The organism is Methylosinus sporium (genome assembly GCF_003113265.1).
In the GTDB taxonomy this organism is placed as follows: domain Bacteria; phylum Pseudomonadota; class Alphaproteobacteria; order Rhizobiales; family Beijerinckiaceae; genus Methylosinus; species Methylosinus sporium.
Map to the genome: position 1 here is coordinate 1 of NZ_PUIV01000006.1, position 16,378 is coordinate 16,378.

Genomic DNA, 16,378 nt, shown 5'->3' on the forward strand with positions numbered 1-16,378 from the left:
CGCTCAGCATTACGGCGGCGGCCACTGGGGCGGCGGCCATGGTGGCGGCTGGCATGGCGGCGGCGGTTGGCATGGCGGCGGCCATGGCTACGGCCGCGGCCGTTATTGGCACGGGCGCTGGTATAATTACGGTGTCGGGCCGTGCTGGCGTTGGGCCGGCTATTGGGTCTGGGCCTGCTACTGAGCCGAACATCGCGCGACGCTCGGCGCCTCTAGCCTAGGCGCCGAGCTCGCGGGCGAGGCCGCGCATGAAATCGACGCAGGCCGAAAGTTCGCTCACTTCTATATATTCGTCCGGCTGATGCGCCTCGTCTATGCGGCCGGGGCCGCATATGACGCTCGGAATGCCGGTCTGCTGGAAGTGCCCCGCCTCTGAGGCGTAAGGCACGGCGATGGTGCGGTTGGCGCGGGCGAGTCGCAGCGCCAGGGTTTCCGCCGGCGAGCCCGGCTGCGGCGCGAGGCCTGGAACCTCCACCTCCATTCGGGTCTCGATCCCGGTTCCGGGAAAGGGCGCGAAGAAACGCTGCGTCAGCTCCGCCGAATAGGCGGAAATGCGCTCCTCGACGATTCGGGCTGCGTCGGTTCCCGGCACGCCGCGAACCTCCCAATGGAAGACGCAGTCCTTGGCGACGATATTGCGCGCCGTCCCGCCCTCTATCGCGCCGATATGCAGGGTGGAATAGGGCGGATCGAAACGCCCGGTCGGATCGCCCGCGGCGACCAGCTCCTCGCCGATTCGCAGCAGCTCCGCCCCGAGCAGCAGAGCGACATGCACCGCGCTGACGCCGCGATGCAGATTGGCGGAATGAATCTCATAGCCGCGGACCCTGGTGACGAAGGTCGTCACGCTCTTATGCGCATCGGCCACCTGCATGGAGGTCGGCTCGCCGATGACGGCCGCCGCCGGCCGCGGCAACTCATGGCCGAGCCGGCCCAGCAGGTCGAGCGGCCCGAGGCAGGTGGTCTCCTCGTCATAGCTGAGAAACAGGTGGATGGGGCGTTTCAGCCCCGCCGCCTTGAATTCCGGGACCATGGCGAGGCAAACCGCGCCGAAGCCCTTCATATCGACGGCTCCGCGGCCGAGCAGCCGGTCGCTCTCGCGGCGCAGAGTGAAAGGATCGGCGGTCCAATTCTGCCCCGTGACCGGCACCACATCGGTATGGCCGGAGAGCACCACGCCCCCCTCGATTTGCGGGCCGATCGTCGCGAAGATCGCCGCCTTGTCGCCCTCGGCGTTGGGCGCGCGGATGAACGGCACGTCTTGCGCGCGCAAATAGCCTTCGACGAAATCGATGAGCGCCAGATTGGATTTGGAGCTCTCCGTGTCGAAGGCGACGAGCCGGCCGGTCAGCTCGATCGCGCGCTCGAGGGTCGACATGTTCTGCGACATGGGCCGGCTCAGTTGAGAGTCGGCTTGGAGAGCGGGCTGTCCAGCGAGAAGGCCGGCACTTCTATGTCGAAGGTCTCGCCGTAGGGAGTGATCATCGTATAGCTTCCCTTCATCAGTCCGGAGGGCGTCGAGAGCGGACAGCCCGAGGCGTAGCGGAACGTCTCGCCGGGCTCGAGAATCGGCTGCTCGCCGACCACTCCGGGTCCTTTCACTTCTTCCCGACGCCCATAGGCGTCGATGATGATCCAATGGCGTGACAGCAATTGGACGCGCTCCTTGCCGAGATTGGCGATCTCGATCGTATAGGACCAGACGAAACGATCGTTGGCGGGGTCCGACTGCTCCGGCAGGAAGTCGGGCAGCGCGGTGACCTGAATGTCGCGAGTGACGGATATATACATGAGGCCTACTCTAGGACGCGGCGCGCCGAAGGGGAATGTGGAATGTGTCGGCGCCCCGCCGCAAAAGCCGGCGCCGACCTGCATCTGCGTAGCAAAATCTGTGACATAATTGACACGGGTCAAGGAAAAGCCGCTCCGTCGACGATGAGCTCGATTGCTCGCGCCGTCTTCGGCGCGTAGCTTCGGCGCGGGAAAATCTCCCGAGCGGCGAATGGTGGCGATGCGTCGAATTTCTCTCCGCGGCATGTTGGCGGTCGTCGCTCTGGCGCTTCAGGCGCTGAGCGCCGCCTATGCGCTCGGCGCTCCCATCGCCGGTACGCATGGCCGCGGCGACTTCGCCTATTGCGAGGCGGCCGGCGCAGAGAGCGACCGGCGCGCGCCGGCCGGTGGCCATAGGGACGCCGGCGCCTGCCTCACCTGCCAGCTTTGTCTCGGCGGCTTCTCGCCCCTGCTGCCCTATTCCCTCGCAGGCCATGCGCTCGACCGGCGCCGTGTCGCCGATGCGGATTGGAGCCGGGATGCTGTAGCCGGCGTCGGCTCTGGCCGCGCCCATGCCCATGGGGCCCGCGCCCCGCCCGCATTTTCCTGACACGACGGCGCCGCCGCCCGAGCGCTGCTGCCGACGAGGCGATGTCACGCGGACGCCGGAGCGTCGGCGAGCGCGCGCCGCTCCGATCCATCCCATCGAGACCAACCTCCCCATCGAGACGATGCGCGCCGGCTTTGGCGAGCCGCGGCGCGTCGAAAAGCGCCCGACCGAAGGCGCAGGAGACCAGAATGAGCGATCATTTCCATTTGCTGCGCGGCGCCTCCGCCTGCGCGCTGGCCATGTCACTCGCCGCCGGAGTGGCGCGCGCGCAAGAGGCATTGCCGTCGATCGACATCGCCGGCGAACAGAAGCCCGCCCAGGGACAGGGCTCCGGGCGCAGGCCGGAGGCGCCGGTCCGCCGCGCCATTCCCGACAATATTCCCGCCGTGGTGGAGAGCGTCACCCGCGCCGACATCGACCGAACGGTCAATGTCATGACCACCGCCGAGACGATGAAATATATGCCGAGCGTGCTGGTGCGCGAGCGCTTCATCGGCGACCGCAACGGCATATTGCAGACGCGCGTCAACACGCCGATCGCCGGCGCGCAGAACCTCGTCTACGCCGACAATATGCTGATCTCAAATCTGTTCGGCAACACATTCAGCACCGCGCCGCGCTGGGGCATGGTGTCGCCCGGCGAGATCGACCGCGTCGATCTCATCTACGGACCCTTCTCCGCCCTCTACCCCGGCAATTCGATGGGCGGCGTGATGACGATCACGACGCGTATGCCGGAGAATTTCGAGGTTCACTTCGCGGGCAACGCCGGCGTGCAGACTTTTTCGCTCTATGGCTCGAAAGAGACTGCGCTCGCCGGCGACATGAACCTCCTCGTCGGCCATAAGATCAATGATCTCTCCTTCTGGGTCAGCTATGACCGGCTCGACGCGCAAGGCCAGTCGCAGACTTTCCCCGGCGGCAATGTCAAGACGGGCAAGGTGAGCGGAACGCCGATTCTCGGCGGCTTCGCCGACGTCGATCAGGCGGGCAATCCGCGTTTCGTCGGCGGCGCCAATCAGGCCGACCATTCCCAGCAGCATATGGCGAAAATAAAGCTCGACTACGAGCTGGCGCCCAAAATCCACGCCACTTATCAGCTCGGCTTCTGGTCGCTGATCGACGACACTTTTCCGACGACCTACATACGCGACGCCAATGGCGTGCCGATCTATAATACGCAGAACGGCAATGTGCAGATCGGCAACGCCGTCTTTCCCTTCACCGTCAATCCGAGCCATGGCAACGCCTCGCATCTGATGCAGGCGCTGTCCTTGAAGTCGGACACCAAGGGCGTCTTCGACTTCGATATCTCGGGAACCTCTTACAATTATCTGCGCGACTACAATAATACGGCGCGCGCCTATGGCTGGCTGCCCAACGCCGCCGGAACCTCCTATTCGATCAATCCGCGGGGCTCCAACGTCAATCTGACCGGCAGCTTCTGGCATACGCTGGACATTCGCGGCGTCTGGCGTCCCGAATGGACCGAGCTCGGCCGGCACGAAGTCTCGGTCGGCGCGCATTGGGACATTTATTCGCTGGCGCAGACGCAGACCAACACCAATGTCTTCACCGACAATTATTACAACTCCATCCAGGCGATAAACCTCGGCAAGACCGAGACCAAGGCGCTCTATCTGCAAGAGGTCTGGTGGTTCGCGCCGAAATGGAAGCTGACCTTGGGCGGACGCCAGGAGTTCTGGAGCGCCTTCGGCGGCGTCAACAACACGCTCGGCCAGAACTATGCGCCGGGCTTCGCCGGCTGGCCGCCCATGCTGGTCACGCCGCCCACTCTGCCCGCGGTCTCCAAGCCGACCTTCTCGCCCAAGGCGGCGATCGAATATCAGGTCTTCCCCGATTTCACGCTGCGCGGCTCGGTCGGACGCTATTATCGCTTCCCCACCGTGCTCGAATTGTTCCAGAACATCTCGGGGCCCAACTCCGTCTCTATCAGCAATCCGACGCTACAGCCGGAGAGCGGCACGTCCTATGACCTGACCGGCGAATATGTGACGGAGAATGTGTTCGGCGGCCTCATCGGCGAGGTGCGGCCGCGCATTTCGCTGTTCATGGACCATCGCTGGAACTCGATCGTCTCGCAGACCGACTTCACCACCGGTATCCCGGTGTCGCAGAACTCCAACATCGGCAAGGCGATCTTCCGCGGCGTCGAAGGCTCCGTCGTGCTGAAGGACATCGTCTGGAAAGGTCTCGACTTCAACGGCAGCGTGACCTTCACCGACGCCAAGATCGTGTCCGACTATCAGCAGCCCTGGATTCAAGGGATGCAATATCCGCGCATTCCGCGCATCCGCATCCGCGCTGTCGCCTCCTATGCGCCGACCGACGAGTTTTCGATTGCGGCGGGCGTGCGCTATGGTTCGGCGGCCTTCGTCAGCCTAAATAATTCTGACTTCAACCACAATATTTACGGTAGCGTCGACAATGAATATCTCGTATTCGACGCCAAGGTGACCTATAAGCTCACGAAGGAATGGACGCTAAACGCCGGCGTCGACAATATCGGCCGTTGGAAATATTACGTCAATCCGAACCCATATCCGCAACGGACCTATTTCCTCGGTCTGAAATATGACTTCGGCGGTCCGGCGTCGGGGATGTTCTCCGATATGAAGCTCGGCGCGAAATAGAGCGTTTCCAGCCGAATGCGACGCGACGGCGAGGAGGGGATGCTGCGGCGCATCACATTCCCCGCCGCCTCGTCTCTTGCTCCGCGGGGTGAATTGCGACAGACTTTCGTCCCGTCGCAGGCAGGAGCGTTCATGCGTCGGAATTTGGCCAGCATATTGCTGTTTTCGTTGGCTTTGGCCGTTCAGGCCATTGCGCCGGCGACGGCTGGGCTCGCCCGATCCGCGCTCGCTCCGGGGCAGATTTGCGCGGCCTTCGCCGATAGCAAAGCAGCGCCTTCGGTCGTCCCTGCGGGCCATGCTGAGGCGGGACCTGAGCTCTGTGATCTCTGCGCCCTTTGCTGCGGCGTCGCGGCTCCTCTGGCGGCGTCTCCTGAAATCGCGCGGATTGCTTCGCCGGGCTGGACCTGGGCCGAATGGGCGGCGACGGTCCGACGCGCGGCCATTTTCGAGCCCGATCATGCGCGGCGGGCGCGGGCGCCGCCTCTCTCCATCTGACTTCCGACCGAATTCGACCGCCCGCCGTCTCGCGGGCGTCGGCACGTGGTTTCGAAAAAAGATGATGCGTCGCGAAAGGCGGCGCGGGGAGGGGAGATTGTTTGGATTTTCGATGAACGATCGCGCCGGGGTCGGCGCGTTTTTCCGCGATTTTCTGCGGACGCTCGCCGGCGAGCGCCGCACCTTCGGCCTGTTCGAGACGCGCGCCGCGATCGGCGTTCCGCTCCCGCAGCCGGAGGAAAAGCCGCGGCCGGCGCCCAATGTCGCTGCGCGGCGCAGCGGCCGCCTCATCGACCTCGAGCGCCGCGCGAAATTCGGCCAGTTCTGACCGTTCAGCCGCGCGCGGCGGAAAGGCCGCGCGCCAGATCGTCGAGGAGATCATCCGTATCCTCGAGCCCGACCGAGAGACGCAGCAGTCCCTCGCCGACGCCGATGAGCGCCCGCGCCTCCGGCGTCAGCCGCTGATGCGTCGTCGTCGCCGGATGGGTGACAAGGCTCTTAGCGTCGCCGAGATTATTGGAAATCTTGACGATTTTCAGCGCGTTGGCGAGGCGGAACGCCGCCGCCTTGCCGCCGGCCACGTCGAATGTCACCAGCGTGCCGCCGCCCGTCATCTGCCGCCGCGCCAGCTCCGCCTGCGGATGATCGGAGCGGAAAGGATAGAGAACGCGGGCGATCTCCTTCTGCTCGGCGAGGAAATCGGCGATCCGCGCCGCGCTCGCCGTCTGCTGCGCAACGCGCAGCGGCAGGGTTTCCAGCGCCTTCAGCATGGTCCAGGCGTTGAAGGGCGACAGAGCCGGCCCCGTCTGGCGCAGGAAATTATGGATATTCTCCTCGATCAGCGCCTGCGACGCCAAAATGACGCCGCCGAGGCAGCGGCCCTGGCCGTCTATGTGCTTGGTCGCCGAATAGACGACGACATCGGCGCCCAATTCGAAGGGCTTTTGCAGCAGAGGCGTGGCGAAGACATTGTCGACGACGAGCCGCGCGCCCGCCTCATGGGCGATGTCGGCGATGGCGCGAATGTCATAGACCTCGAGGCCGGGATTGGTCGGGCTCTCGAGAAAGAAGAGCTTGGTCTCCTTGCGGACGGCGGCCTTCCATTGCGAAAGATCGGCCCCATCGACCAAGGTCGAGGCGACGCCGAATCGCGGCAGCAGATCCTCCACCACATAGAGACAGGAGCCGAACAGCGCCCGCGCCGCGACAATATGATCGCCGGCGCGCAGTTGCGCCAGCAGCGCGGCGGTGACGGCGGCCATTCCGCTCGCGGTGGCGCGCGCCGCCTCGGCGCCCTCGAGCAGGCACATGCGCTGCTCGAACATGGCCACGGTCGGATTGGAGAAGCGCGAATAGATGAAGCCCGGGTCCTCGCCCTTGAAGCGCGCCTCGGCGGCCTCCATCGTGGGATAGGCAAAGCTCTGCGTGAGGAACATCGCCTCGGACAGCTCGCCGAATTGCGAGCGCAGCCCCCCACCATGCACGAGCCGTGTCGCGGGGCGCAGTTTCTTCTCGTCGTCGCTCAACTTTGGTCTCCCCTGCGGCGCGCGGGGCGCGCCACGGCGACAAAAAGCGGATTTCACGAGGAAACCCGGCCTTTTAGCGCCTTGTTTTACGTGGCGGCAAGCCGGCCGGCTCAAAGAACCACGCGTTCGTTTAACAGAATGAACCGAAGGACGCGGCCAAGTCAACACTCTGCCGCATCCTTGCAGCGCACCGATTTTATCGCCACTAGAACACGATGGCGTCGGGCGTGTAAGGTCCCATGACGACCGAACCGTTGTGATAGGAGTTTCGATGGCGTCTGCCGTCCATGGCGTGCTCTCTTGCGAGCAGATCCGAGAATTGGCCGCCGCCGGCGTGATCGCCGCGACGCAGCCGATCGAGGACGGCCAGCATCAGCCGGCGAGCCTCGATCTACGCCTCGGCCCGACGGCCTATCGCGTGCGCGCCAGCTTTCTGCCCGGCAAGCGCCGCAGCGTCGAGGCGCTGCTCGCCGAGCTGACCTATGACGAGATCGACCTGCGCGGCGCCGGCGCGGTGCTCGAGCGCGGCTGCGTCTATGTGATTCCGCTGCTCGAGAGCCTGCATCTGCCGGAGGATGTGTCCGGCGTCGCCAATCCCAAGAGCTCGACCGGGCGGCTCGACATTTTCACCCGCCTCATCACCGACGACACCGAGATTTTCGATCATGTCGCGGTCGGCTATCGCGGGCGGCTCTATGCGGAGGTCTCGCCGCGCAGCTTCAGCGTGCGCGCGCGGCAGGGTTCGCGGCTCGATCAGCTGCGCCTGCGCCGGCGCGGCGCCGCCGGTGAGACGACGCTTTCCGACGCCGCGCTCGCGGCCGAGCATTCGCGCGCGCCGCTCGCCGATGGCGAGCTGACGCTGCGCGACGGCGTGATCCTCCGCGTGGCGCTGGACGGCCTCGGCGACGTCGTCGGCTATCGCGCGCAAAAGCACACGGATGTCATCGACGTCGATCGCGTCGACCACTACGCCATAGAGGATTATTGGGAGCGGCTGACGCCGCGGCGCGGCAATAAGCTCATTCTCGACCCGAATGAATTCTACATTCTCGCCTCGCGCGAGCGCATCCGCATTCCCTCGCATCTCTCGGCCGAGATGATGGCGATCGACCCCGCAATGGGCGAGTTCCGCGTGCATTACGCCGGCTTTTTCGATCCCGGCTTCGGCTATGGCGCGCAGGGCCTGCCCGGCAGCCGCGCCGTGCTGGAAGTGCGCAGCCATGACGTGCCCTTTATTTTAGAGGACGGGCAGGTGATCGGACGGCTCGTCTACGAGCCAATGGCCGCCGAACCGAAGATTCTCTACGGCCAAGGCGGCGTCTCGAATTATCAGGGGCAGGAGCTGAAGCTCTCCAAGCATTTCAAGGCGCCGTGAGCGCATCCGAGAGCGGCTGATCGGAGACTAAGATGTCGTTCCCGAGCGTTCATAACATTTTTGTGATCCCGGGATGTCTGCTGCTGGTCCTGGCGGCTTTCAATCTCCTCCGCTACAGACGTTGGGGTCGTGGAACGTCAGACGCTGCCTGGCGAGATCATAGAAGATAAGATCGAGGTCGCGTACGTCATATCCGATCGCCGATATGTTTCCGACGTCCAGCAAACCTTCGGCCATGTGCGTAATGGCGCCGAAGCGAACGACGAAGTCGAAATAAGCTATGATCCGCTGAACCCGAGCCGATGCATGGCGTATGCGCCGACGGAAAATATCTTCGCAATCGCCATTGCGATCGTCATGATTCTCATCTGATGTGGCGCGACAGCGCGCCGCCTCGCTTTTTGTCGGGAAACTGCAATAATTCGATGAGATCAACGAGCGCTCCGGCGCGTCGGCGGAGCGTCATTGCGAACCGAGACGCAGCGCTCGGTCGTTCGCGATAACGACGAGCGCATTTCGAACCCTAGATTCGAGACTATGGACAAAGGCATGGCCGAGGCCCGTTCCATCGTCGACGCCGCCGGCCTCGAGGCTCTGCGCGGGCAGGGCTATGCGCTCATTGGCCCGACCGTGCGCGACGAGGCGATCGTCTATGACGAGATCGCCACGCTGGACGATCTGCCGCGCGGCGTCGGCGATGAGCAGGACGGCGGCCATTATCGGCTGACGCGCCGCAATGACGAAGCCTTGTTCGGCTATGTCGTCGGCCCGCAATCCTGGAAAAAGCTGCTGCACCCGCCTGTGCTGCGCCTGTGGCGCGCGCGACGCGAGGGCGACGAGTTGCGCGTCGAGGCCGAGCCGGCTCGCGTCGAGAAATTCGCCTTCATCGGCGCGCGCTCCTGCGAGCTGCACGCCATCGCCATTCAAGACCGCGTGTTCCTCGGCGGCGCTTACGCCGATCCGCATTATCGTGCGCGGCGCGAGGACGTCTTCATCGTCGCGGTGAATTGCGGCGTCGCCGGCGGCGCCTGCTTTTGCGTCTCGATGGATACGGGGCCGAAGGCGACCATGGGCTTCGACATAGCGCTCACCGAGATCGTCGCCGGAAGCTCCTTTCTCGTCGAAATCGGCACGGACGCGGGCCGGGCGCTCCTCGACTCTCTGCCGCATCGCGCCGCGAGCGCGAGCGAGACAGAGGAGGCGGAGGCTATTCTCGCGCATACGGCCGAGAACATGGGCCGCAGTCTCGAGGCCGGCGATGTGCGCGAATTGCTGGCGCGCAATCTCGACCATCCGCGCTGGGACGACGTCGCCGCGCGCTGCCTCGCCTGCACCAATTGCACAATGGTCTGCCCGACCTGCTTTTGCACCAGCGTCGAGGATGCGAGCGATCTCACAGGCCTCGAGAGCGAGCGCTCGCGGCGCTGGGATTCCTGCTTCACGCTGGATTTTTCCTATATTCACGGCGGCAGCGTGCGGCAGAGTGTCAAATCGCGCTATCGCCAATGGATGACGCATAAGCTCTCCACTTGGTACGACCAATTCGGAAGCTCCGGCTGCGTCGGCTGCGGACGCTGCATCGTCTGGTGTCCCGTCGGCATAGACTTGACCGAGGAGGCGCGCGCCATTCGCGAGAGCGACGCGCAGAAAGGCGCGACATGATCGAGAGCATCGAGCATATCGTCAAAGAGCATCGCTTTTTTGCCGGCATGGATGCGGGATTCGTCGCGCTCGTCTCCGGCTGCGCGAAGAATGCGCGCTTCGATCCGGGCCAATATCTCTTCCACGAAAGCGACAGCGCCGATTGGTTTTTTCTGCTGCGCAATGGAAGCGTCGCCATTGAGCTGCGCGATCCGGCGCGCGGCGCCGTCACCGTGCAGACGCTGCATGAGGGCGATCTCTGCGGCCTTTCCTGGCTCGTGCCGCCCTATCGCTGGACATATGATGCGCGCGCAATCGATCTCGTCCGCGCCATCGCCGTCGACGCCGCCTGCCTGCGCCGCAAGAGCGAGGCCGATCCACGGCTCGGCTATGACATGATGAAGCGTTTCATGCCGCCGCTGGTCGAGCGATTACAAGCGGCGCGAATGCAGATGATCGACATTTATGGCGCCCATGGCTGACGCATTTTCCGCGGCGAGCATCGCCGATCCCATGATTCCGCGCGTCGCCCGCGTCGTGAAGCGAAGGCGCGAAATCGCGGATGTCGTGACTCTCGAGATAGAGGGCGGCGCTTTCGATTTCGCGCCGGGGCAATTCAACATGCTCACAGCTTTCGGCGTCGGCGAGGCGGCGATCAGCGTCAGCGGCGATCCGGCCAATAGCGCGCGGCTCGTTCACACGATCCGCGCCGTCGGCGCCGTCTCGCGCGCGCTGACTGAACTGCATGTGGGCGAGCCGATCGGCCTGCGCGGACCCTTCGGACGCGGCTGGCCGATGCAGGAGGCGGAGGGCAGCGATGTGATCGTCGTCGCCGGCGGGCTCGGCCTCGCGCCGTTGCGGCCGGCGCTCTATCGCCTATTCGCGGAGCGTGAGAAATACGGGCGCATCCTTCTTCTGTTCGGCGCGCGCAGTCCTGCGGATATTCTTTTTCGCGACGAACTCGAAGCCTGGCGCGGGCGGCTCGACATAGAGGTGGTGGCGACGGTCGATCATGCGCGCGGCGATTGGCGCGGCAATGTCGGCGTGGTGACGACACTGCTGTCGCGCGCGCAATTCAGCGCCTCCAATGCGCTCGCCATGCTCTGCGGACCAGAGATCATGATGCGCTTCGTCGCCAATGCGCTGCTCGAGCGGGGCGTCGCGCAAGAGCGCGTCTATCTTTCCATGGAACGCAATATGAAATGCGCGATCGGTTGGTGCGGCCATTGCCAATTCGGGCCGGTCTTCATCTGCCGCGACGGGCCGGTGTTTCCCTATTCGCAATTGCGCGGCCTCATCGCGAAGAAGGAAATCTGACGATGAGCGGGCAAGGACATCGGACGCCGTCTGCGCCGCGGCTCGCGGTATGGAAATTCGCCTCCTGCGACGGCTGTCAGCTCAGCCTGCTCGATTGCGAGGACGAGCTGCTCGCCGTCGCGCAAGCGCTCGATATCGCCTATTTTCCAGAGGCGACGCGCGCGCCGATCCGCGGCAATTATGATCTCTCGCTCGTCGAGGGCTCGATCACCACGCCGCATGACGCCGAGCGCATACAGGATGTACGGCGCCGCTCGCGCGCGCTCGTCACCATCGGCGCCTGCGCGACGTCGGGCGGCGTACAGGCGCTGCGCAATTTCGCCAATGTTTGCGAATATGCGTCGATCGTCTATGCGCGGCCGGACTATATCCATACGCTCGCGACATCGACGCCGATTTCGGATCACGTGAAGGTCGATTTCGAGCTGCGCGGCTGCCCGATCGACAAGGGCCAGCTGATCGAGGTGATCTCGGCCTTTCTCGCCGGCCGCAAGCCCGCGACGCCGTCGCATAGCGTCTGCCTGCAATGCAAGCTGAAGGGCAATGTCTGCGTGATGGTCGCGCATGGAACGCCCTGCCTCGGTCCCGTCACTCATGCCGGCTGCGGCGCGCTGTGTCCCTCTTACGATCGCGGCTGCTATGGATGTTTCGGTCCGATGGAGACACCCAACGCGCCATCGCTGAGCGCGCGTCTCTCGTCGCTCGGCATGGATGAGCGAGCGCTGCAGCGCGTCTATCGCACATTCAACGCGCAGGCGGAGGCCTTCCGCGAGGAGAGCGAGCGCCATGACGAGTAGAACCATTTCTGTCGGCGCGCTGGCGCGGGTGGAAGGCGAGGGCGGGCTCGAAATCACCGTGCGAGACGGCGTGGTGACGAGCGCGGCGCTGACGATTTTCGAGCCACCGCGCTTTTTCGAGGCGCTGATGCGCGGGCGCGCCTTCACCGAGGCGCCCGATATCGCCGCGCGCATTTGCGGCATATGTCCTGTCGCCTATCAGATGAGCGCCGTCCATGCGATCGAGGATGCGCTCGGCGTCGCCGTGACCGGACCGCTGCGCGATCTGCGGCGCCTGCTTTATTGCGGCGAGTGGATCGAGAGCCACATGCTGCATGTGCATATGCTGCATATGCCGGATTTTCTCGGCTACGCCGGCGGCGTCGAAATGGCGCGCGACCATTGCGATATCGTGCGGCGCGGGCTCGCGATCAAGAAGGTCGGCAATGAGATCATGACGCTCATCGGCGGGCGCGAGATTCATCCGATCAATGTGCGCGTCGGCGGCTTTTATCGCGCGCCGCGCAAGAGCGAGCTGCGCGCGCTCGGCGAGCGCCTCGAGCGCGCGTTGGAGCAGGCGCTGGAGGTCGTACGTTTCGTCGCCGGATTCGATTTTCCCGATTGCGCGCGCGATTACGTCTTCGTGTCGCTTCGTCATCCGGGCGAATATCCGTTCAACGAGGGCCGCATCGTCTCGAGCCGCGGCCTCGACATCCCCGCGCGAGAATTCGAGGCGAACTTCGAGGAGTTCCACGTCCAGCGCTCGACGGCGCTCCATGCGCGGATGCGCCATGGCGACGATCCCTATCTGGTCGGTCCGCTCGCCCGCTATGCGCTCAATTTCGAGCGGCTGTCGCCGCTCGCGCAGGAGGCGGCGCGCGAGGCGGGTATCGGATCGATTTGCGCCAATCCCTATCGCAGCATCATCGTGCGCGCGGTGGAGACCGTCTATGCATTGGATGAAGCGCTGCGCATCGTCGCACGCTATGAGGAGCCGGAAGCGCCTCACATCGCGATCGAGCCGCGCGCCGGCGTCGGCTTCGCCGCGACGGAGGCGCCGCGCGGGATGCTCTATCATCGCTATCGGCTCGAGGCGGACGGATCGATCGCCGAGGCCGTCATCACGCCGCCCACCTCGCAAAATCAGGGGTTGATCGAGGAGGATTTGAAGAGCCTCGTCGGCGCCTTTCTGCATCTGCCGGAAGACGATCTGCGTCATCGCTGCGAGCAGACGGTGCGTAATCATGATCCCTGCATCTCCTGCTCGACGCATTTTTTGCGCCTCGATATCGATCGGGGCTGAGATGGAGCGCTGCGTCATTCTGTGCGTCGGCAATTCGGATCGCGGCGACGACGCCGTCGGCCGCACGGTGGCGGCGCTGCTGCGGGACGCGGGCGCGCCGGAAATCGTCGAATGCCCGGGCGAGTCGGGCGCCGTTCTCGACGCGCTCGAAAAGGCCGGCGCGGCGATCATCGTCGACGCGGCCTTGTCCGGCGCTCCGCCCGGAACCGTGCGGCGCTTCGAGATCGGCGGCGACGGCCCGCCGCTCCGCCTGAATTTCGGCTGGTCGAGCCACGGCCTCGGCCTCGCCGAGGCGCTCGGTGTCGCGCGCGCGCTCGGCGAAATGCCCGCTGTTTGCGTTCTGTTCGTGATCGAGGGAGAGAGCTTTGCGCCCGGCGCGCCGCTATCGGAGGCGGCGAGAGCCGGGGCCGCCGAGGCCGCGCGGCTGATTTTGCGGGAGCTCCCGTCGATTCGGCGATCCGCCGCGCCATTGTTTTCCACCGGCGGTGACATGGTCGGACGCGGGGACTTGGTCGGACCTTGCCCGCAGGGCGGAAAAATCCTATAGGAATAGGCGTCTTCCGGCGGTTCGCGGGCGTAGTTCAGTGGTAGAACGACAGCTTCCCAAGCTGTATGTCGTGGGTTCGATTCCCATCGCCCGCTCCATTTCGCGTCCTTCGTTTCACCAGCGTCCGCTTTTCGGCCGCCTCGCTCGAACGCGTCTCGTGCTTTCGTGGCGGAGACGGTCGGGACGTTTCATCCGGATCGTGTGAACATGGCGGATTGTCTCCCGACCTTGCTGCTGATGCATTCCTGTGTGTTCGCGGTTCTCGGCGCCTTTCTCTATCTCGTGTGGCGGGAGGATCCGGAGGCGGACGAATATCGCTGGTGGTGCGCCGCTCAATTCGCGATCAGCATAGGCCTCGCCTTGCTGTCGTTTCGCGCATCCTATCCGCTTCTCGCGATCGGACTCGGCAATGCACTCACTCTCTGGGGCGTCGGCCTCGCGTGGGGCGGAGCCCGCGTTTTCAGCGGCCGGCCGGTGGATATGCGGCTGGCGGCGGCAGGCGGGGTCATCTGGCTTCTGTTCTTCTCCTCGAGCGTCGATTCGGTTCGCGTCGTCGACCGCTGCGCGATCTCGGCGGTCTACGCCTTTCTGCTCGCCGACGAGTTCGGCTCGATTCGTCGGCAGCGAACGATAACGCAGCAGGCGACGATCGCGCTGGCCGCCGCTCATGCCTGTTTCGGAGCCGTCGTCGCGGTGATCGTCGTTGCGCTGATGGCGCGGGGAGAGGCGATCGACCTGAAGCCTTTCATCGTCGCCATCACCTTCGAGTCGCTGAGCTATGGTCTCCTCATCGGTTTCGCGCTGCTGGCGGTGACCAAGGAGCGAGCCGTGGAGCGCCAGAAATTCATGGCCGCGACCGACCCTCTGACCGGTCTCTCCAATCGGCGCAGCTTCGATCACAACGCCGATGTCGTGATCCGCAATTCGCGCGGCCAGGGCGATTCGGCGCTGCTGATCTTCGATCTGGATCGGTTGAAGACGATCAACGACAGCTTCGGCCATTCGATGGGCGACCGCGCTTTGACGACGTTCGGCGAGGTGGCGGCCAAGAGCATTCGCGACGAGGATTTTCTGGCGCGCATCGGCGGCGACGAATTCGCGCTGCTGCTGACCCGTGTCGATGGCGCGCGGGCGGTGGCCGTGGCCGAGCGCATTCGTTGCGCCTATGTCTCCGCCACAGCGGCGCTCGGCGACGGGCTTTCCTCGGTCAGCGTCGGCATCGCGCTCTCCGGGCATGAGACGAGCGATCTCTCCGCGCTGAAGGAGGCCGCCGACAAGGCGCTCTACGCCGCGAAATCCAGCGGCCGCAATCAGGTGTTCGTCGCGCAGTCGTGAAATGGCGTCACCGAGCCTCGGCGGGTCTTTCAGATTGGCGAAGACGAAGGGACGTTCGCCGCGCATTCGGCGGGCGTCGCGATCCATTACCTCGAGCGAGGCGGATCGGAGCGCATGATGCCGGGCCCACCCTTGCGCGGAATTTTGTCGCCGGCCGAGACGTCGATGACATAGAGCGTCAAGTCGGCGAGCTCGGGGCTGAAGGTCGCGGCGAGATTGGCCGAGGCGTCCTCGCGGATCGCGCCGTATGCGGGCAGCCCCCGGTCTCGCGCCGACGATGCGCTCGGGCGCGAGCGCGCCGGAGCGGGTGAGAAACTCCGGAGCCGACCGGACCGCCGACGCCGACGCGCAGAGGGCCGTTGGGAGAATGGGGCGCGGTCATGAGCGGAACAGCCTCGTATATTGCGTTTCATGGCGCATGGACGCGATGTCTATGCGCAGGGCGGAGGTGCTGAGCTGGCTCGCACGCGGCAAGTCGAATCTCGACATAGCCGAGATTCTCTGCATCTCGCCGCGCACGGCGCATAAGCATTTGGAGCGCATTTTCGTGAAGCTCGGCGTCGACAGCCGCTCCTCCGCCGCCTCCGTGGCGCTGAAGGCGGTGGCGGCGGATCGAGGGGACGGCGAGGGCGGCGGCGGAGCGGAAGCTCTTGTCTTTCCGCGCGATCGAAGCTTGGATGCGCGCGCCGGCCGATGGGATGTGCGGCGCAATGGAGTCCTCATGAGCGAAGAGCTGTCGGAATTGTCCTCTCGTCTCGTCGCCCTGGAGACGGCGCTCGCGCATCAGGACAGGACCGTCGCCGAGCTGAACGACGTCATCGCGTCGCAATGGCGAAGGATCGATGCGCTGGAACGGCAGCTCGCCCGATTGCGCGAGGAGTTCCAGACGCTCGGCCACCGCGACGCGCCAGAGCCCCCGCCGCCGCATTACTAATGCGGACGCGCGCTATCTATTTGAATTTATGAATGTTATTGGTGCCCCTGGCCGGAGTCGAACTCTAACTGCACGTATATTGATTTATTTCCGCT

At 64.7% G+C, this 16,378-nt stretch carries 17 protein-coding genes, 1 tRNA gene, 1 pseudogene and 1 riboswitch; of the genes and pseudogenes, 15 read left to right on the forward strand and 4 right to left on the reverse strand.

Annotated features, from left to right (window positions below; genetic code table 11):
• On the forward strand, window positions 1-184 hold a 184-nt coding region (locus C5689_RS05970), incomplete at its 5' end, for a hypothetical protein (RefSeq protein ID WP_206605357.1).
• Window positions 185-217: 33 nt separating this feature from the next.
• On the opposite strand, the gene argE is transcribed toward C5689_RS05970, so the two are convergent.
• Complete coding sequence (gene argE, locus C5689_RS05975; RefSeq protein ID WP_167398691.1) at window positions 218-1,378, reverse strand: acetylornithine deacetylase; 1,161 nt, start codon at window positions 1,376-1,378, stop codon at window positions 218-220.
• A 20-nt stretch (window positions 1,379-1,398) separates the two neighbouring features.
• Window positions 1,399-1,791: a Co2+/Mg2+ efflux protein ApaG gene (gene apaG / locus C5689_RS05980; protein WP_108916365.1), complete on the reverse strand. Its 393-nt coding sequence runs from the start codon at window positions 1,789-1,791 to the stop codon at window positions 1,399-1,401.
• A gap of 220 nt (window positions 1,792-2,011) precedes the next feature.
• Between apaG and C5689_RS05985 the strand changes: the two genes are divergently transcribed.
• The 3 genes from C5689_RS05985 to C5689_RS18140 all read left to right on the forward strand — a co-directional run bounded on the left by C5689_RS05985 (window position 2,012) and on the right by C5689_RS18140 (window position 5,857).
• Window positions 2,012-2,380: a hypothetical protein gene (locus tag C5689_RS05985; protein ID WP_146188330.1), complete on the forward strand. Its 369-nt coding sequence runs from the start codon at window positions 2,012-2,014 to the stop codon at window positions 2,378-2,380.
• A 188-nt stretch (window positions 2,381-2,568) separates the two neighbouring features.
• Window positions 2,569-5,034, forward strand: coding sequence for a TonB-dependent receptor (locus C5689_RS05990; RefSeq protein ID WP_244594606.1), 2,466 nt, complete (start codon window positions 2,569-2,571; stop codon window positions 5,032-5,034).
• A 607-nt stretch (window positions 5,035-5,641) separates the two neighbouring features.
• The gene (locus tag C5689_RS18140) at window positions 5,642-5,857 is read left to right on the forward strand and encodes a hypothetical protein (RefSeq protein ID WP_146188331.1); all 216 of its coding nucleotides are present in this window, start codon (window positions 5,642-5,644) and stop codon (window positions 5,855-5,857) included.
• 4 nt (window positions 5,858-5,861) lie between these two features.
• On the opposite strand, the gene C5689_RS06005 is transcribed toward C5689_RS18140, so the two are convergent.
• Window positions 5,862-7,055 (reverse strand): O-succinylhomoserine sulfhydrylase, encoded by a 1,194-nt coding sequence (locus tag C5689_RS06005; protein WP_108916547.1) that lies wholly within the window; start codon window positions 7,053-7,055, stop codon window positions 5,862-5,864.
• A gap of 53 nt (window positions 7,056-7,108) precedes the next feature.
• Window positions 7,109-7,187, reverse strand: a riboswitch (SAM riboswitch).
• 139 nt (window positions 7,188-7,326) lie between these two features.
• Here C5689_RS06005 and C5689_RS06010 point away from each other — a divergent pair.
• The 10 genes from C5689_RS06010 to C5689_RS06055 all read left to right on the forward strand — a co-directional run bounded on the left by C5689_RS06010 (window position 7,327) and on the right by C5689_RS06055 (window position 15,349).
• Window positions 7,327-8,430 (forward strand): 2'-deoxycytidine 5'-triphosphate deaminase, encoded by a 1,104-nt coding sequence (locus C5689_RS06010; protein WP_108916370.1) that lies wholly within the window; start codon window positions 7,327-7,329, stop codon window positions 8,428-8,430.
• Between the two features lie 129 nt (window positions 8,431-8,559).
• Window positions 8,560-8,802, forward strand: a complete 243-nt coding sequence (locus C5689_RS06015) for a hypothetical protein (RefSeq protein WP_108916371.1) — start codon at window positions 8,560-8,562, stop codon at window positions 8,800-8,802.
• 177 nt (window positions 8,803-8,979) lie between these two features.
• The gene (locus C5689_RS06020; RefSeq protein ID WP_108916548.1) at window positions 8,980-10,092 is read left to right on the forward strand and encodes a 4Fe-4S dicluster domain-containing protein; all 1,113 of its coding nucleotides are present in this window, start codon (window positions 8,980-8,982) and stop codon (window positions 10,090-10,092) included.
• Window positions 10,089-10,553 (forward strand): cyclic nucleotide-binding domain-containing protein, encoded by a 465-nt coding sequence (locus tag C5689_RS06025; RefSeq protein WP_174800277.1) that lies wholly within the window; start codon window positions 10,089-10,091, stop codon window positions 10,551-10,553. The genes C5689_RS06020 and C5689_RS06025 overlap by 4 nt, the downstream gene beginning before the upstream one ends.
• Window positions 10,537-11,388 (forward strand): FAD/NAD(P)-binding protein, encoded by an 852-nt coding sequence (locus C5689_RS06030; RefSeq protein ID WP_108916372.1) that lies wholly within the window; start codon window positions 10,537-10,539, stop codon window positions 11,386-11,388. Before C5689_RS06025 ends, C5689_RS06030 begins: the two co-directional genes overlap by 17 nt.
• A 2-nt stretch (window positions 11,389-11,390) precedes the next feature.
• A complete protein-coding gene (locus C5689_RS06035; protein ID WP_108916373.1) occupies window positions 11,391-12,185 on the forward strand; it encodes an NADH-quinone oxidoreductase subunit B family protein in 795 nt (264 codons plus the stop codon).
• Complete coding sequence (locus C5689_RS06040; protein ID WP_108916374.1) at window positions 12,175-13,467, forward strand: Ni/Fe hydrogenase subunit alpha; 1,293 nt, start codon at window positions 12,175-12,177, stop codon at window positions 13,465-13,467. Before C5689_RS06035 ends, C5689_RS06040 begins: the two co-directional genes overlap by 11 nt.
• A 1-nt stretch (window position 13,468) precedes the next feature.
• Window positions 13,469-14,014 carry a hydrogenase maturation protease gene (locus C5689_RS06045; RefSeq protein ID WP_108916375.1) on the forward strand — a complete coding sequence of 182 codons (546 nt, stop codon included), beginning with the start codon at window positions 13,469-13,471 and terminating at the stop codon, window positions 14,012-14,014.
• A 23-nt stretch (window positions 14,015-14,037) separates the two neighbouring features.
• Window positions 14,038-14,112, forward strand: a tRNA-Gly gene (locus C5689_RS06050).
• 109 nt (window positions 14,113-14,221) lie between these two features.
• Window positions 14,222-15,349 carry a GGDEF domain-containing protein gene (locus C5689_RS06055; protein WP_142864762.1) on the forward strand — a complete coding sequence of 376 codons (1,128 nt, stop codon included), beginning with the start codon at window positions 14,222-14,224 and terminating at the stop codon, window positions 15,347-15,349.
• Between the two features lie 27 nt (window positions 15,350-15,376).
• On the opposite strand, the pseudogene C5689_RS18825 reads toward C5689_RS06055, so the two are convergent.
• A pseudogene (locus C5689_RS18825) lies at window positions 15,377-15,731 on the reverse strand (P-loop NTPase family protein); the annotation flags it as partial.
• A 51-nt stretch (window positions 15,732-15,782) separates the two neighbouring features.
• Between C5689_RS18825 and C5689_RS19000 the strand changes: the two are divergent.
• Window positions 15,783-16,283, forward strand: coding sequence for a SlyX family protein (locus C5689_RS19000; protein ID WP_342210423.1), 501 nt, complete (start codon window positions 15,783-15,785; stop codon window positions 16,281-16,283).
• The last annotated feature ends 95 nt before the right edge of the window (window positions 16,284-16,378 follow it).

What these genes read in the sequence shown, in the direction of transcription:
- argE (WP_167398691.1), bottom strand. Translation starts at nt 1,378, where the DNA reads ATGTCGACCCTCGAGCGCGCGATCGAGCTGACCGGCCGGCTCGTCGCC.
- apaG (WP_108916365.1), bottom strand. Translation starts at nt 1,791, where the DNA reads ATGTATATATCCGTCACTCGCGACATTCAGGTCACCGCGCTGCCCGAC.
- C5689_RS05985 (WP_146188330.1), top strand. Translation starts at nt 2,012, where the DNA reads ATGCGTCGAATTTCTCTCCGCGGCATGTTGGCGGTCGTCGCTCTGGCG.
- C5689_RS05990 (WP_244594606.1), top strand. Translation starts at nt 2,569, where the DNA reads ATGAGCGATCATTTCCATTTGCTGCGCGGCGCCTCCGCCTGCGCGCTG.
- C5689_RS18140 (WP_146188331.1), top strand. Translation starts at nt 5,642, where the DNA reads ATGAACGATCGCGCCGGGGTCGGCGCGTTTTTCCGCGATTTTCTGCGG.
- C5689_RS06010 (WP_108916370.1), top strand. Translation starts at nt 7,327, where the DNA reads ATGGCGTCTGCCGTCCATGGCGTGCTCTCTTGCGAGCAGATCCGAGAA.
- C5689_RS06020 (WP_108916548.1), top strand. Translation starts at nt 8,980, where the DNA reads ATGGCCGAGGCCCGTTCCATCGTCGACGCCGCCGGCCTCGAGGCTCTG.
- C5689_RS06025 (WP_174800277.1), top strand. Translation starts at nt 10,089, where the DNA reads ATGATCGAGAGCATCGAGCATATCGTCAAAGAGCATCGCTTTTTTGCC.
- C5689_RS06030 (WP_108916372.1), top strand. Translation starts at nt 10,537, where the DNA reads ATGGCGCCCATGGCTGACGCATTTTCCGCGGCGAGCATCGCCGATCCC.
- C5689_RS06035 (WP_108916373.1), top strand. Translation starts at nt 11,391, where the DNA reads ATGAGCGGGCAAGGACATCGGACGCCGTCTGCGCCGCGGCTCGCGGTA.
- C5689_RS06040 (WP_108916374.1), top strand. Translation starts at nt 12,175, where the DNA reads ATGACGAGTAGAACCATTTCTGTCGGCGCGCTGGCGCGGGTGGAAGGC.
- C5689_RS06045 (WP_108916375.1), top strand. Translation starts at nt 13,469, where the DNA reads ATGGAGCGCTGCGTCATTCTGTGCGTCGGCAATTCGGATCGCGGCGAC.
- C5689_RS06055 (WP_142864762.1), top strand. Translation starts at nt 14,222, where the DNA reads ATGGCGGATTGTCTCCCGACCTTGCTGCTGATGCATTCCTGTGTGTTC.
- C5689_RS19000 (WP_342210423.1), top strand. Translation starts at nt 15,783, where the DNA reads ATGCGCAGGGCGGAGGTGCTGAGCTGGCTCGCACGCGGCAAGTCGAAT.